The sequence below is a fragment of the Vibrio navarrensis genome, from assembly GCF_000764325.1.
In the GTDB taxonomy this organism is placed as follows: Bacteria; Pseudomonadota; Gammaproteobacteria; order Enterobacterales; family Vibrionaceae; genus Vibrio; species Vibrio navarrensis.
Genome location: NZ_JMCG01000001.1, coordinates 3035137 through 3051183, shown reverse-complemented (window position 1 = coordinate 3051183; position 16047 = coordinate 3035137). Strand labels below are relative to the sequence as shown.

At 49.7% G+C, this 16047-nt stretch carries 12 protein-coding genes and 1 pseudogene; 6 read left to right on the top strand and 7 right to left on the bottom strand.

The genetic code is table 11. The features are described 5' to 3' along the window. The first annotated feature begins 19 nt into the window (after window positions 1-19). On the top strand, window positions 20-1462 hold the full coding sequence (gene ptsG, locus EA26_RS13460; RefSeq protein ID WP_081946374.1) for a glucose-specific PTS transporter subunit IIBC: 1443 nt from the start codon (window positions 20-22) through the stop codon (window positions 1460-1462). A gap of 96 nt (window positions 1463-1558) precedes the next feature. Here ptsG and EA26_RS13455 read toward each other — a convergent pair whose 3' ends face one another. Continuing rightward, on the bottom strand, window positions 1559-2788 hold the full coding sequence (locus EA26_RS13455) for an MFS transporter (RefSeq protein ID WP_052079760.1): 1230 nt from the start codon (window positions 2786-2788) through the stop codon (window positions 1559-1561). Between the two features lie 94 nt (window positions 2789-2882). Between EA26_RS13455 and soxR the strand changes: the two genes are divergently transcribed. Further along, window positions 2883-3332: a redox-sensitive transcriptional activator SoxR gene (soxR, locus tag EA26_RS13450; protein WP_039428390.1), complete on the top strand. Its 450-nt coding sequence runs from the start codon at window positions 2883-2885 to the stop codon at window positions 3330-3332. A gap of 11 nt (window positions 3333-3343) precedes the next feature. Here soxR and EA26_RS13445 read toward each other — a convergent pair whose 3' ends face one another. From EA26_RS13445 to EA26_RS13425, 5 genes and pseudogenes are all read right to left on the bottom strand, one after another. Continuing rightward, window positions 3344-4894 carry a cryptochrome/photolyase family protein gene (locus tag EA26_RS13445; protein WP_039428388.1) on the bottom strand — a complete coding sequence of 517 codons (1551 nt, stop codon included), beginning with the start codon at window positions 4892-4894 and terminating at the stop codon, window positions 3344-3346. A 105-nt stretch (window positions 4895-4999) separates the two neighbouring features. Beyond that, window positions 5000-5566, bottom strand: a complete 567-nt coding sequence (locus EA26_RS13440) for a mechanosensitive ion channel family protein (protein ID WP_039428385.1) — start codon at window positions 5564-5566, stop codon at window positions 5000-5002. A 98-nt stretch (window positions 5567-5664) separates the two neighbouring features. Further along, window positions 5665-6441 (bottom strand): AraC family transcriptional regulator, encoded by a 777-nt coding sequence (locus tag EA26_RS13435; protein ID WP_039428382.1) that lies wholly within the window; start codon window positions 6439-6441, stop codon window positions 5665-5667. A 25-nt stretch (window positions 6442-6466) separates the two neighbouring features. Then, window positions 6467-7006, bottom strand: coding sequence for a YbhB/YbcL family Raf kinase inhibitor-like protein (locus tag EA26_RS13430; protein WP_039429133.1), 540 nt, complete (start codon window positions 7004-7006; stop codon window positions 6467-6469). 146 nt (window positions 7007-7152) lie between these two features. Then, window positions 7153-7530: pseudogene (locus tag EA26_RS13425) on the bottom strand (NUDIX hydrolase); the annotation flags it as partial. A gap of 388 nt (window positions 7531-7918) precedes the next feature. Here EA26_RS13425 and EA26_RS13420 point away from each other — a divergent pair. The 4 genes from EA26_RS13420 to EA26_RS13405 all read left to right on the top strand — a co-directional run bounded on the left by EA26_RS13420 (window position 7919) and on the right by EA26_RS13405 (window position 13996). Then, window positions 7919-9073 carry an efflux RND transporter periplasmic adaptor subunit gene (locus EA26_RS13420; protein ID WP_039428380.1) on the top strand — a complete coding sequence of 385 codons (1155 nt, stop codon included), beginning with the start codon at window positions 7919-7921 and terminating at the stop codon, window positions 9071-9073. A gap of 11 nt (window positions 9074-9084) precedes the next feature. Beyond that, entirely contained in the window at window positions 9085-12222 is a 3138-nt protein-coding gene (locus tag EA26_RS13415; protein WP_039428379.1) for an efflux RND transporter permease subunit, read from the top strand. Window positions 12223-12576: 354 nt separating this feature from the next. After that, window positions 12577-12840 carry a hypothetical protein gene (locus tag EA26_RS13410; RefSeq protein ID WP_039428377.1) on the top strand — a complete coding sequence of 88 codons (264 nt, stop codon included), beginning with the start codon at window positions 12577-12579 and terminating at the stop codon, window positions 12838-12840. Window positions 12841-13489: 649 nt separating this feature from the next. Next, window positions 13490-13996, top strand: coding sequence for a GNAT family N-acetyltransferase (locus tag EA26_RS13405; protein WP_039428375.1), 507 nt, complete (start codon window positions 13490-13492; stop codon window positions 13994-13996). An 86-nt stretch (window positions 13997-14082) separates the two neighbouring features. Here EA26_RS13405 and EA26_RS13400 read toward each other — a convergent pair whose 3' ends face one another. Then, the gene (locus EA26_RS13400; protein WP_039428372.1) at window positions 14083-15798 is read right to left on the bottom strand and encodes an ABC-F family ATP-binding cassette domain-containing protein; all 1716 of its coding nucleotides are present in this window, start codon (window positions 15796-15798) and stop codon (window positions 14083-14085) included. Window positions 15799-16047 lie beyond the last annotated feature (249 nt).

Genomic DNA, 16047 nt, shown 5'->3' with positions numbered 1-16047 from the left:
TCTCCAATGAGGAGGGAACATGTTAGGAACAGTTTTTGGACAACTGCAAAAAATTGGCCGCTCTTTGATGCTGCCAGTGGCGGTATTACCCGTTGCGGGTTTGATGCTCGGAATTGGTAACGCGGGGTTCGCTTTTATTCCCGAAGCGCTGAGCAAGGTGATGCTGGCCGCTGGGGAAGGGGTGTTTGGTAACATGCAATTGATGTTTGCTGTTGGTGTCGCACTGGGTCTGTCGAAGGGGAATGACGGTGCGGCAGCGTTGGCGGGGCTGGTAGGCCTGATCATTATGAACGCGTCTCTGGGGATTGTGACCGGGCTGCGCGGGCTGGAAACCGATGCCACCATTATGGGGGTGACAACTTTACAAACGGGCGTGTTTGGCGGGGTGATCATTGGCGCGGTCGCGGCGCTGATGTACAACCGCTTCTACGCGATCCGCTTGCCGGAATACCTCGGCTTTTTTGCGGGTAAACGCTTTGTGCCGATTGTCACCGGGCTTTCAGCCATCGTGGTTGGCGGCGTGTTAGCGTTCGTTTGGCCACCAGTGGGTCAAGCGCTCGACGCGTTTTCCCATTGGGCGGCGTACCAAAATCCGGTGTTGGCGTGGGCGGTGTATGGCGCAGGTGAGCGCTCACTGTTGCCTGTCGGTTTACACCACATCTGGAACGCGCCTTTCTTCTTCGAAGTAGGCAGTTACATTGACCCGCAAACGGGCAAAGAGTTTACCGGAGAACTGACGCGTTTCTTCGCTGGCGATAAAACCGCTGGGTATTTGTCCGGTGGCTTTATGTACTCGATGTGGGCTTTGCCTGCGGCGGCGTTGGCGATGTATCACTGCGCAACCCCTGAACGTAAGAAGCTGGTGGGCGGTTTGATGATGTCGGCAGCTCTGACTTCTTGGCTCACTGGTATCACAGAGCCGATTGAGTTCACTTTCCTGTTTGTTGCGCCAGTGCTGTATGTGATCCATGTCTTTTTAACCGGCATCGCTTTTGCTATCACCGCTTTTCTTGAGATCAAACACAGTACCGATTTTGCGCACGGCGCGATTCAGTTTTTCCTCTACTACCCGATGTCGACCAACGCTTGGATGTTCATCATCATAGGTCCTTTGTGGGCGGCGCTTTACTACGGTTTATTCCGCTTCTTGATCGTCAAATTGGATCTCAAAACACCGGGCCGAGAGAGCGATTTCAAGGAAGTGCAGATTGCTGGTCAGCCAGCCGAAATTGCGCTCGATGTGATTGCCGCGCTCGGTGGAAAGGAGAATATCAAATCGGTCGATGCGTGCATCACTCGCTTACGAGTCTCAGTCAAAGAGATTGCTCACGTAGACGCCAACCAGCTCAAAGCGCTAGGCGCAAGAGAAGTGTTGATCATTGGCGACAGTCTGCAAGCCATATTCGGTACGCAATCGGACAACATCAAAAGCGAGATCCACAGTGTGTTGGCGATAGCCTAGTCGAGATTCAATCTTTTACCAGCTCCTGATCCCCCCCGATTTGTCTGGTAAGTCAGCCAACCTCAAGCGAGGTTGGCTTTTTTAACTTCTGACCGACTAAATGGCAGAGCGTTCCGGTGCGCTGGACATCAACGTGGCGTGAGCGTTTCGGCGCAGCAGCCAAATCACCAGTGTTGCCACCGCCAGTACCAAGGCCGCAATGGCAAAGCCACTTTGGGTTGATTGATAGTGGTTGAGCATGGCAATCAACACGTAACTCAAACTTTGCACTAGTGTGGAGAACATACCTATTCCCCCATCCACCCGACCGCGCTGCTCAATTGGGATGGTGTGGTGCATCCAATTGATACGAGCGATTCGGTTTAACGCATTGAAGAAACCAAAACCAGCCGTAAAGAGCAGAATGAATGCGGGTGAAGCGGAAAAACTCATTCCAACCAAGGCTAAAGCGGCAGCGCCAAGTGAATATTGGATGATGGATAACGGGCTGGTTAAAGCCAAAATGCGGCTGACCAACAAGCCCGTAATAAGGGAGCCTAAGCCAAAAGCGATGTTGTACCCTGCAAACCAGTCACCGGAGATCTGTTGTTCGGCAAACCAAATCGGCACGAGTTTGCTAAGAAACGTCAGCACCGGATACGAGAGGCACGAGAGCAAAATGATGGCGTAAAAGCGTGGGCTGGCCGAAAAAATGGTTTTACTCTCAGCCATTTGTGTCCAAAATCGGCTTGGTTGATGCAAACGTAATTGACGTCGGTAAGGTGTGAAGCAATAACTGAGCGTGGCAAGGGCCGAAGCGAAGGCGGCAAACAAGGCAAATTCCACCACTCCCCAGCATTCCAGTAACACGACACCAAGCGCCCCTGCACCTAACGTGGTACCCTGCATCACCACTTCTTGTTGGCCTGAAATGGCCGCGTACTCGTGGGCATCGTAGTTTTCTTGAGTAAAGGCGTTGTTGGTACTCCAAGCGAGGTTGCTCGAAACCCAGAAGATCAATTGCGCGAGGGCGAGCAGCAGGTGAGAGCCCAAACCGAACAGGTACGCGAGCGCAACCAAAGCGGCAGTGCTGGCTTGAAGCACCTGATTGAACACTAGGATCTGCTTGCGCGAGTGGCGGTCAACCAGAGTGGAAAAAAACGGGGTGAGTACAAAGGAGATGGCAGTACAGGCCAGTGCTGTCATCGCCACAAAGGAGCCCATATCGGGCGTTTGCAGCATAATCCACGGCAGTGCCATCATAAAAAGACCGGAAGAGATCCCATCAAAAAAACGTCCGGATAAGTAAGGCAAGGTACGATTTTGCGTTCCAGTTCGCAAGTTCATGTTTTTTCTCCATCTAGATAACCAACTTGCGGTTACTGTAGAAGCTCAACTTAACTTGAGGTAAAGCACTTTTTATCGCCAGAGGAGAAATAAGATGGAAATGAGTGTCGGCGACGTGGCAAAGCGTGCCGGAGTCAAAGTCTCTGCATTGCATTTTTACGAGCAAAAAGGGTTGATCAGCAGTTGGCGCAATGCGGGCAATCAGCGCCGATATCATCGCAGTGTTTTACGTCGCATCGCGGTAATTAAAGCGGCGCAGCAAGTGGGTTTATCGCTGGAAGAAATCGCTGAAGCGCTGGCCGAGTTGCCCAAACACCAAGCGCCAACCAAGCAGCAGTGGGAAGTGATGGCAACCAGTTGGCATGACAAGCTAGAACTGCGCATCGCCCAGCTAAAAGCTCTGCAACAGGAACTTGGTGGGTGTATTGGCTGCGGCTGCCTATCGTTAGAAAGCTGCAATTTACGCAATCCGAAAGATGAAAAAGCGGCCCAGCATTGCGGAGAAAGCCTACTGACCAATCCGCAAGATGAAGATTTTCAGTAAAAAAGCGTACTCTACAAGCTCTCTAGATGGATCAAATAGTGCTTGGCCGTTTCCAGTATCGCTTGCTGTTCATGTTCGGGCTTGGTTAACCAGTTACGATACACCATGCCAAGACGAGGATGTTGGCTAAACAGCGCATCATGTTGATGAACAAAGTGCCAATAGAGGCTGTTGAACGGGCAAGAACCCGTGCCGCTGCGCTGCTTTACCTGATAGTGGCACTTTTTGCAATAATCACTCATCTTGTCGATGTATGCGCCGCTGGCAGTGTAGGGTTTAGTACCGACAATTCCGCCATCGGCAAACAGCGCCATGCCGCGAGTGTTGGGCATTTCTACCCACTCTAATGCGTCGATGTAGACGCCGAGATACCACGCATCCACTTCATCGGGGTGGCACTGGCTAAGCAGCGCAAAATTGCCAATCACCATCAAGCGCTGGATATGGTGCGCGTAGGCGTGTTGCAGAGATTGCGTCAGTGCGTGTTGCAGGCAGCGCATTTTGGTTTTGCCTGTCCAGAAATAACTCGGGAGCGGACGCGAAGCTTGCCAGTAATTGAGCGTCGCGTAGTGCGGCATATTGCTCCAGTAAACCCCGCGCACGTACTCGCGCCAGCCAAGGATCTGGCGAACAAAGCCTTCAATCTGCGCGATGTCGATGGCCCCTTTGGCTTGATGATAAGCGCGAATGGCCGCGTCAATCACCTCTCGGGGCGAGAGTATTTTGCTGTTAATCGCAAAGGAGAGTCGACTGTGGTATAGGCTCCACTGGCTCTCATGCTCGCCCGTCATCGCATCCTGAAAATAGCCAAATCTTGGCAGACAGACTTGGCAAAAATGCGCCAGCAAGGTAAGCGACTGGGCGCGGTTGATTGGCCAGAGCAGCCACGGGTCGGCTTGACCAAAATGGTCGACCTGATGTTTTTCGAGCAGCGATAAAATCGGCCGAACGTCGTTGCGAAACTCAAGCGGTTTGGGCAGTTCGGCAATATCTTTGGCGCTTAGTTTACGGCGATTTTTGCCGTCGTAATTCCATTTGCCGCCTTCGGGCTTTCCATCCGTATCGAGTAAAATGCCGCTTTGCTTGCGCATCTGACGGTAGAAATGCTCCATCAGTCGATGTTGACCGGGCTTAAAATGGTTTGAAATATCGCTAAACGGCAGCAAAAAGTGTTCGCTATCGATGCAGCGAAGGCTCTCTACCGGCAAAGCTAATGCAGCGAGCTGTTGATGCAGGCGGTACTCATCTGGCTGCTGATATTCAAAATAGCGAATGGAGTGCGAATCACAAAGGGCATGCAAGAGCGCAGGCAGATCGGCGTAAGCCGCCGATTCATCAAGAGTGAAATAGCAGACGTGGTGGCCAGCCTGTCGCAGCTCCTGCGCGAAGGCGCGCATCGCCGCGAAAAAGGCGCAGATTTTTTGCACGTGATGCTTCACGTAGCCCGTTTCCTGAGCAAGCTCAGCCATCACATATAAAGTGTTTTCATTGGGCTGCTGAAACCAGGAGTGTTCTCGATTGAGTTGATCACCCAAAATCAGGCGTAGCGTGTCAAATTTCATTGGGCGTGCGTCTCGGTTTTTAGCCTGCTTGTACGCGCTCTGCTGGGCAGAAGATCACTCGCTGCCACGCGGGTTTTCTGCCCGCGATGGCTGGATGAGCGATAACTATTTACCAATACGAGTGTAGAGACGAGATTTGCTTTTGGTTTTGGCAGGCGCAGACAGTTTGAGCACCCCTTTTTGTAAAATCAGGTTATTCGGGTAGGTGATGACGGTGCCCGATTCATGCTGGATCAACACATGGAACATGGTGATATCAATGATTTTGCCCCGCACATCTTCATCTTTTTCCACCACTTTAATCAAATCGCCGACGCGATAAGGAAAAACGAAAAAGATCAGAAAACTGGCGGTGATGTTGCTGAGAATCGACCACTGCGCCACCAAGGCCACGCCAAGCACGGCGAAGATCGAAGAGAGAAACAGCGACACATCGCCATAACCGACGCCGGTAGCGATAAGGTACAGCGAGGCAAAAACGAACAGTAAGGCGATATTGACGCTGCGCAGAATGAACGCGGTGCGTGAAGCATGCGCCTGTTTGGTGTTGGCGAGCGCGACAATCGTTTTGCCTATCAGGTGCTTGAACAGGCGGTAGATAAGATACATCACCACCGCCAATACCACTTTATGTATCAGAGATTCTGAGACGTTGAGGTCAAATATCTGCATGGTTTTCTTTTAACTTAGTTTGGGTGTACAGGAAATGTGATCATTAACCCAATCCAGTTGAACTGTCTAGTGCCAAGCGCAGTGGCCGCAGTGGGCGGCTAACTTGGCAGCGTTTTGAGGTATTCACGCGGCGTGAGACCAAAACGCTGACGAAAGCGTTGGGTGAAACGTTCGGTGGATTGATAACCACACATGAGAGCCAGTTCGCCACTAGAACGAACCCCGTTTTGCATCAGGTTAAGCGCGTGGCCAAGCCGGACGTTAGTCAGCACTTGGCGATACTGAGTACCTTCCTCTTTGAGTCGGCGAATCAAGGTGGCTTTACTCAGGGCAAAGTGGTGGCAGGCATCCTCAATCTGATGATTTTTTCCGGGTTCGGCAGCGATGAACTCACTGAGCTTTTGTTCAAAGCGCGCCGCGCCGAGTGGAAAGAGAAGGTGCAATTTCCCCGCTTCTGCAAGTTGCTGGTATAGCCCTAACAGCCAATAAGCCTGTGTGGCTAAAGTGAGTTCTTGGGTGTTGAGCGAGGCAAGGATATCCAAGCTGTGCAGAATACTCGGCGAAGTTTTGCGCACCGGTCCGTCTGATGTCGCCCGCGTTTGACTGAGCTCTAACATCGCCGGCTCGGGCAAAAGAGAAAAGCTAAACTGTCGTGAGGCAAATTGTCCGTGTGCGGGTAAATTTTCAAAAGTGAGCTTTTGCGACGCTGGGCAGTAGAGCAAATGGCGCTGGTTGAGCTCCAGCGTGCTTTCCTGCCAATACAGCCGTTTGCTGCCTGTGCGTACCTGAATGATGCTGGGAGAGAGAATGGCGACATTACGCAGCATTTGCAGTTTGTTGCCGCGGTAATGGGTGATAGCAAAGTGCGTGTTCATTCTCTCTCCCGATGTTAGGGTCTGTTTAGCGCACGTAAGTGGCGGTTAACGTGGCTTTGCCAAGTGTCATGCTATTGAGCATAAAACCAACTAACGCCGCAGAGCTGTTTTCATCTAGTGCCAGTTTCTCTTCAGGCAGTGCCCAAACGGTGAACTGGTAGCGATGCATTCCATGGCCTTTGGGTGGACAAGCGCCGCCGAAAGCGTGTTGGCCGTAATCATTTCGCATTTCGCGTGCCCCGAGTTTGGTCATATCCGCACCGCGAGGCAATGAAGCCAAACTGGCGGGCAGGTTGATCACCGACCAGTGCCACCAGCCACTGCCTGTTGGTGCATCGGGGTCGTAGGCGGTGATGGCGAAGCTTTTAGTCCCTTCTGGAACGTTTTGCCAGCTCAACTGAGGTGACAGGTTATCGCCTTGGCAGCCAAATCCGGCGTATTCGAAACTGCGGTGCATCTTGTGTCCTTCCGCAATATCTTGGCTGGTTAAGGTAAAGGTGGCTGCCATGGCACTGGCTGAACAAAAGGCGCTGACGGCTAGAGCGGTTGTAAGTAACGTTTTCATCATAGTGTTCTCCTTGAAGTGGTGAACACCATTCTAGGTTATCCTTGGGTGCCTATTTTGCCTGAAAGTTTCAATGTTGGCTGTATTTTTGAAGACTTTGAAACTTTCTGTTGCCTTGGGGGTTGTTGAAATAGCCCATGTTGCTGCAAGCGGATTAACTCTTGTAGCGCGGTGTTGTCGGCTTCGGTGTCGGCGGCTTGGTTATGTAAAGGAGTCCAGAATACCGATTCGGCCTCATGGCAGCTCAGTTCTCCTTGCCAGCCACGCACCACGTAGTAATGCAGCAGTTGCAGCTCAGAGGTCGGATGGTAGAGGCTGCAGAGATAATCGGCTTGCGTGACCTTGACGCCCAGCTCTTCGGTGACTTCACGCTCGAGCGTCTCGATTTGGCTTTCGCCCGCTTCCATATGCCCGCCGGGAATGGCGACCATGTTTGGATCGCAAGCTTTCTCTTTGGCGCGTTTCTCAAGCAAAATTTGATTATCTTTCAAAAGGATAAATGATACGCACGGGTGAACTTGCATGTTAAAGCCTCTAAGATTTATTCGATTTTCCAGCACGGCCAAACCGTGGAGCATAGTATGGCATCGCAGCTTGAGTCGTGAACAGATAAATGTGGTGAATTTTGGTCAATTTCACTGTTAGAACGCAGAGGTATTGTCGTGGTTTATTTGTAACTATATGTAAAATATAAATTTATTATGTGGCACTTAATTTGCTATCAGAACGCCAAACGAGTTAGGCAATATTTTTTACAGTGTTTTTTATTGGTCGGGGATATAAATTGTCGATTCTTGGTCTGAGTTTTATGAAAAATATTGATAGTTTGCGTGAGAACTGTTCGCGAAACATTAAATGAGCAGAGCCAGGTCGAAATCACGCTGGAAGCGTACATTACAATAAAGGATGCATATGTTACACAAATCCGTTCGTTGGCTAGTCCCAGTCGCTCTGCTGGGTAGCTCCTATCTTGGTTATCAGGCTATCGCGGCACATGGTCCGGTGGTTGAAGAGAAAAAAGTCGAATCAAAGCAACCGACGGTTGAAGTCGCAGGTTTGTTTCCCACCAATCATCGCGTGCTCATTACCAGCCATGGTGAGTTAGTGCCGTTTGAAGTTACTCGACTCTCGGCACAAGTGTCGGGCGAGGTGACCTCGTGGCATGCGAACTTTGTCAGCGGTGGCATCGTCAAGCGGGGCGAAGTGCTGTTCACCATCGAAAGTGACAACTACGAAGCGGCTGTGTTACAAGCCGAAGCGGCATTGGCCAGCGCACAGGCTACGCTGATTGAAGAGCGAGCCAAAGCGAAAGTTGCAGAGAAGCAAGCGAGTAAACTGAGTGATAAGCAAGTTTCCGACCTCTACTTACGCAAACCGCAATTGCTCAGTGCTGAAGCGCAGGTGAAATCCGCACAGGCGGCATTAAAACGCGCCAAGCGCGATCTGCAAAACTGCAAAGTGATTGCGCCATACGATGCGTTAGTCGTGTCACGTAACTTAGGTGTCGGCCAGTTTATTTCGGCGGGCAGTGAGGTCGCGGTACTTAACAATATCGAAGCTGGCGAAATCCACTTACCGATTGCGGGGTTCGACAGTGCCTTTTTGCCGGAGAAGCTTTCTGATCTAAACGCTTTGGTGACGTTGGATGGTATTCAAAAAACGCAGCGCGAAGGCAAGGTAGTGCGCGATCAAGGCTTGATCGATTCAGCCACGCGGATGACCAATGTGGTGGTGCGCATTAGCGATCCCTACGGGATCAACAGTAAGCAGCCAGCGATCAAATTTGGCTCTTACGTTGAAGTGAACTTTGCGGGTAAAGAGCTCAAACATATTTACCGCTTGCCTCAAGAGTTGGTCAACAATCGAACGGTTTGGGTGGTTAATGAAAACAATGAGTTACAACCAAGAACGGTCAATGTATTACGCGCTGAAGGGGAGTTCATGCTCATCGCCGAAGGCATTGAACAGAGTGACCAACTGGTGTTGACTGTGCCTGAATATCCGCAAAAAGGCATGACGGTAAAGTTATTGTCCGCTGAGGCCGACAGCAACGACAAGCAAGGTTAAAAGGAGCCGTCATGGAATCGACCCAGCAACGCGGGCTCATCGCCTATTTCGCTCATAACTCCGTGGCCGCAAACTTGCTGATGGTGTTCATCATCATCATGGGGATTGTGAGCTTCTTCTTCATTCAAAGGCAGATGTTTCCCAACATCGAAGTGAACTACATCAACGTCAGTGCTTCTTATCCCGGCGCGTCACCACAGGAGATTGAAGAAAGCATTTTGATCAAGATGGAAGAGTCGCTCAAAGATGTCACAGGCATAAAAAAAGCCGTCTCCACCGCCTCGCGTGGCAGTGCGCAGATTGAGCTGGAAATTGATGTCAAAGCGGACATCAAAGAGGTGCTCGACGATGTCAAACAGCGTATCAGTACCATCGCCACCTTCCCCAAAGGGATGGAGCCGGTCAACATCTATCAATATGAGTTTCGTCAAGATGTGATTGAAATGTCGCTGGTGGGCGATCGTTCACTGGAAGAACTCAAGCCGATCGCCAAGCAAATTGAAGATGAACTGCTGCAATTGCAAAACGTGATGCTGGTCGAGCTCAGTGCGCCGGAAGAGGAGATCGCGATTGAGATAGACCCGCTGGTGTTGCGTAAATACGACCTCACCTTAAACGATGTGACCAATGCGATTCGCCGTTATTCGGCCAACTATTCTGCCGGTGAAGTCACCACCAACGCGGGCATGATAGCGGTTCGAATTGAAAACCAGTACTACAAAGGCGAAGAGTTTCGCAACATTCCGGTGAAACTGGGTGCCAATGGCGCAAAAGTGCTGCTGCAAGATATTGCGACGATTAAAGATGGCTTTACCGAGGCAGAACGTTACTTCCAATTTTCGGGGCAAAACGCGATTTATCTGTCGGTAAAAGCGACCAAAGAGCAAGACATGATTCCGGTAGCGGAATCGGTGAAAGCGTACATTGAGCATAAAAATGCTCAGTTACCTGCCGATCTTAAGATCAAAACACTGGTGGATATGACCTACTATCTGCAAGGTCGCCTCGACATGATGCTGAAAAACTTACTGCAAGGGGCGGTATTAGTTGCTCTGATGCTGAGTATTTTCTTGCGTGTACGCTTGGCGCTGTGGGTGATGATCGGTTTGCCAGTGTGTTTTTTAGGCGCAGTGATGCTAATGCCGTTCTTGGGTGTCACCATCAACATCGTTTCGCTGTTTGCTTTCATCATGGTGCTGGGCATTGTGGTCGATGACGCTATTGTTATTGGTGAAAGTGCCTACAGTGAGATTGAGAGTAAGGGTGGTGGCGTTGACAATGTCATCAAAGGCGTAAAGCGGGTCGCCACCCCTGCAACCTTCGGTGTTTTGACTACCATCGCCGTTTTTGCACCGTTTTTGATGTCTTCAGGCCCTGAGCGTGCGTTCTTTTTTGGCATCGCCTCGGTGGTGATCCTGTGTCTGACTTTCAGTTTGATCGAATCGAAACTGATTTTGCCTGCACACTTGGCACACACCCATTTTAAACCGATTGAACCGGGCAGTTGGCGTGAGCGTTTCAACGCCCGTTTCTTTGGCTTTATCAATGGTCCTTACAAGCGTTTTGTGGTTGCTTGCACCCACTGGCGTTGGAGTGTGATGGCCTTTTTTGTCGGCTTGTTGGTGATAAGCATTGCGCTGATGACATCCAACCATGTGCGCATTGTGATGAACCCGAAAGTGCCAACGGACTTCCCGGCGGTGGTGTTGGAAATGAACGATAACGTCTCCAGCGCACAAACCATTGCGACCTTGAAAGCGATTGAAACGGTCATCAAGGACGTTGAGCAAGAAACGGTGGCAACGCATGGGCGTGGAATGATTCGTGACATGCTCTCCTACAATCGTGGCCGTACCAAAGGACGAATTGTGGTACCGCTAGTGGATGAAGAACTCAGACCATTTAACACCTTCGAACTTTCGCGGATGTGGCGTGAGCGCATGCCAGAGCTCGCTGGGGTGAAAAGTTTAACCATTCGTGACGCGACCAACAGTGGTGATGGCGGCGATGAGTTTGGTTATCTGCTCTTTGGTTCGGACATTGCGCAGCTTAACGAAGCCGGGCGCTACTTGATCACCCGTTTACAGCAGCAAAATGGCTTGTTTGATATCTCCTCCTCGATAGATTCAGGCAGTAAAGAAGTGTTGTTGTCGCTAGCGCCAGTCGCCTATGATTTGGGTTTAGATCTCACCATGATCGCTGAACAGGTTGGTGGCAGTTTTTACGGTGGTGAAGCGCAGCGGATTATTCGCGATGGTGAAGAGCTTAAAGTGATGGTGCGCTATCCCAAATTGACGCGTGAAGCCTTTGCCTCACTTCGCTATGCGGTGATCACAACGCCATCGGGTAAGAAAGTGATGTTGGGCGATGTGGTGAACATTACCGAGCAACCGGGGGTGACCAGTATTCGCCGCGAACAGGGTTATCAAACGGTTTACGTTTATGGCTCAATTGACGAAGAGCTGATCGAGCCGAATGAGGTGGTGAACAACATTCGTGACAATCTACTGCCAGAACTCAAAGAGAAGTTCCCGGGTGTTCGTACCGAATTGGGTGGCAGTATCGAAGAGCAGCAGGCGCAGCGCAATGAACAGATCATCTTCTTTGTCGCTGGCATGATCATCGTCTACATTCTGCTGGCCGTACCGCTTAAAAGTTATACTCAGCCGCTGATTGTGATGTCAGTGATCCCATTTAGTTTAACCGGCGCGATTTGGGGCCATTTCTGGCTTGGGCTCGACATCAGCATGATGTCCACCTTTGGCTTAATTGCTGCTGCTGGCGTGGTGATTAACGACTCGTTGGTCATGACAGACTATGTGAACCAAGTGAGAAAAGAGGGGATGTCAATCAAACAAGCCGTAGTTGAAGCGGGCTGCGCACGTTTTCGTGCCATCACACTGACGTCAATCACCACGTTTGTCGGGGTGTTGCCGATCATGTTTGAAACCAGCTTGCAAGCTCGCTTTGTCATTCCCATGGCCGTTGCATTGGGATTCGCTGTGCTGTTTGCTACGCTGTTAACCTTAGTGCTCGTACCCTGTTTATATCTTATCTTGGAAGATATTAAGCGCGGATTAAAACAGCTTTGGCGTGGCGTGACCTACCCACTGCGCTGGTTTGGGCGGCGTAAACTTGCTTCCTCTTAGTGAAGTCAAAGTTAAGTCAAACACCAATGAAAATGCAGCTTTCGGGCTGCATTTTTTATCCATCCTTAATGCCGCTTAGCTCGAATGGTCTGAGCTCACCTTCGCTTATCATGCCTATACTCAATAAGTGATGAGTGGTGACCCAGAGTGTGTGATGCCGTTGGAGCATGTGCTCATTATTCATATTGTAAATATTTGGTAAAATTTACACATACTTTGTAAATGTCGCCAAGTTGCGTATCTATATCTAAGTGTTTTGCGTTAACTTATTGATTTTAAATAAATAAAAAATTGGCACGCTAAGTGCTATATAGAGTTCGTTGGTTGATTATTCATTTACACGAGGAACTTAATATGCGCCGTTCAATTCTATCTACTGCAATGCTTCTATTGGTGATGACGTCTGCTGCGAACGCAAACGCACTGGACAACTCTTCACTGAGCAGTGATCTCAGCGCCGAAATGGAAGCGATGAAACAAGAAGCGATGACTCAAGTACAGCAAGAAAACGTTAAAGCGATCGCAGATAAGGACGCGTTGTTAGTGAACTACATCAAGCAAGAACAGTCTCAATTAGTGAATTTGAAATGCCAACAAAAAGGCAATGAAGAGTCTTAATCTGCGCATCGTTTTGGCTTTGCCAGAACCGCTTGTCACTGCCCTGTAACAGATCGAATTTAAAGTTGAGGCAAATGAGGTGATTCTTTCCGTTGTGAAATACGCCTTGTTTGCCCCGTTCGCCAGGTCTCCTATGTACCTGGCTTTTTTCTTTTCAGGACATTGAAAAAAGAAAGCCCGTGTATAGGCTGATACACGGGCAAAAAGGGCACCATATTGGTGTGTCTATTCATTTTGGAGATGGTCGCAAAAGATCCATTTTCTTTTACTGTAAAGAAGCTTTCCCGGGATTGGATGGCTTCAAGTCAGTGTGACCAGCGGGAAGTAAAGTAACACTATTGTTACCATTGTTAAAATGTGAATTGGGTAATCATAGTTTGCACAAATATCGTCATTATGCTTACGAAGTCTGTGGGTTTTACGTTTGAATTGACGAATTTTGTCCCTGGTTTCGTCTTTTACCTTTTGACGTATTGCTGTTTTCTTCAACTTAAAATCAGGATGAAAAAGGTAATGTTAACCATCACGTTACCAGTTTAACATTCTTCACAATCTTGTGGTTTTATGGTCCAGGTACCGCTAGAGTGGCTCTAGTCAGTGGGATAAAATTGTTTTACTTCTTTAGGAATAATGAGTTACAGGAGACTTAATGCTTTCCTCCCTTCGTTATGAGATTAATCCGTCTAAAGAACTGATAGATTGTGCCGAGAGATATCTGAATACCTTACCTAATGCCAGCCGTTTGCTGCGCAGCATTGATCTTGCCAGCGACTTTTGTGTGGTGGTGGCGATGGATGGTGAACAGTTAGTGGGAGTCGCGACCATCAAGAGCTTAGTGCAGGGAAAAAATGGCGAATTAGGCCACTTGTTTGTACTGCCAGAGTATCAAAGGCAAGGTATCGCCAAAGAACTCACCCGGCTGCGGATTAAGTACGCCAAGGCTCATGGTTTGGAACTGCTGTATGCGGTGATCAAAGAACATAACGAGGCTTCGGCGAACAATCTTGTGCAGCACGGTTTTGTCCGTTACGGGCGTTTTTATAGCCTGAGCAACAGCGGGCTGAAGTTTGCTTGGTATTTTATGACGTTAGCCGAGGGGTTGGATGCTGAAGTGGTCATGCAAACGCTCACCCATCCACGTCGTCGATGTGAATAACGCTTTTGAGCGAAATGAGAAAACAAGCCAGAGCAAAGTGCTCTGGCTTGATAAGTTGCAGTGGTAAGTTGAGTGATATTCGCTACTTACAGCTGCGCGTTGATGCTGGCAATCTCCTCTCGCCATTGCTGTTGTAACTGTGGTTTCTGATGCTTGGGCTTTCGCCCGAGATCTTCTTCCAATAAGATTTCCAACTGCAAAAGACGTTCAAGCAATTGTTCTTCATCGCTCACGTTCACGCTTGAATGGGTTTGACCTGCCTGCAACGCTGTGCTTTGCTCTGTGTCAGCATTGAGATCGAGTTCAGAGATGTGATGATAAATCGCTTCAACGCTGAGGTATTCGGTCAATGCGCCATCGTGAATATACCAAAAGCGGTTGCAGCTTTGCTCAATCAGCGTTCTATCGTGGCTGACCAAAAGAACCGCCCCCGCAAAGGTATTTAATGTGGCGATCAACTCCTCCTTGCCTTCCATGTCCAAATGGTTGGTCGGCTCATCCAAAAACAGCAGGTGATAGTAGGCTAGGCTCAGCCCGACAAACAGTAAACGGGCGCGTTCACCGCCACTGAGTGACGCGACTTTCTGTTGGTGTCTCGCGTACTCAAATCCGGCGCTGATCAGAGCGCGTTTACATTGCTCATTGCTAAGGCGAGCAAAAGTGAGTAGGGCGTCACTGAGCGAGTCGTGATCACAAAGTTGCTGCTGTGATTGGTCGTAATACCCCAAACGGCAGCGGTCATGAAAAGTCACCGTCGGTAAGTCGCGGCGTAGAAATGACGCATAAAGTGCATTGAGCAGGGTCGATTTACCACAGCCGTTACTGCCGAGGATAGCAATGCGATCGCCGCTTTTAACCCGTACTTCACTCATCGCGAATAGAGTGGCATCCGTTAACCTTGGCTTCACGGAAAAAGGCAAGATTTCCACCAGCCGATTGGCAGGCAGAGCTTCTCCTTTGAGGCTCAAACACCAAGGTGCTCCTTCGCTTAACTCGGTTTGTTGCTCCTCCAAACGCTCTTTACGGGCAAACATGGTTTTGGCTTTGCGCGCCAGATCTTCGTTGTCATACACCTTGCCCCACTGCGCAAGACGCTTGGCACTTCTCTCAATTCGGTCGATCTCTTTTTGCTCACTTTGATGACGTAGTCGGTCGGCCTGATCTTTCTCATCCAGTGCAGCTCTTGCCAGTGGGCATGGCAGCGCGAAGTGGTGCAGGGTTTTATCACGCATAATCCAAGTGGTATTGGTCACTCGATCGAGCAGCATTTGATCATGGGAGACCAAAACAAATGCCCCTTTCCAGCGAGATAAAAAGCCCTCCAGCCAAATCAGCGACGGTAAATCGAGGTGGTTGCTTGGCTCATCCAAAAGCAGCAAGTCCGGCTGATGAATGATGGCCCGGGCCAACAGTAAACGCATCTGCTGACCGCCACTGCAGTGGCTGACTGGCATGTGCCACTCTGTTGGCGCAAAGCCTAACTCACCCAACAGCACTTCAGCTTGCCAAGTGTTTTCTGCGGCTAAATGTTCAGCGAGGGCTTGCATCACACTCATCGATTGCACGGCAAGCGGCAGAGACTGCTCGACATAGCGCATCAAGCATTGTTTGGCTCTCATTACTTGGCCGCCACTGGCTTCCAACTCGCCATTAAGCAGTTTGAGTAAGGAGCTTTTGCCACAGCCGTTATGACCAATCAGGCCGATTTTGTCGCCGCGTTGGATGGTAAAATTTAACGCATCAAACAGTGCGTGTGAGGTGTGAGACAGGGTTAGTGATTGTGCAGTTAAAAAAGTACTCATAATGTTCTCAAGAATTTTGGGCGCAAAAGGCCGTTGTCAGGGCTGACAATAATTCTTCGAGCTTGAGGGAAAGTACTCGGATTGGACGCTAGTCGTCGTGGTTGATGTTTCGCTCAAGTCGAGATTATCGCAGCGCGATATCTAAAACTCTTGAGCGAAGCTTAATACCAAACAAACGTGGGTAGATGGCACACCACATAGACATAAAGATCCTCCTTATATTTCGTTGGGAAAGTACTGGGTACTCTC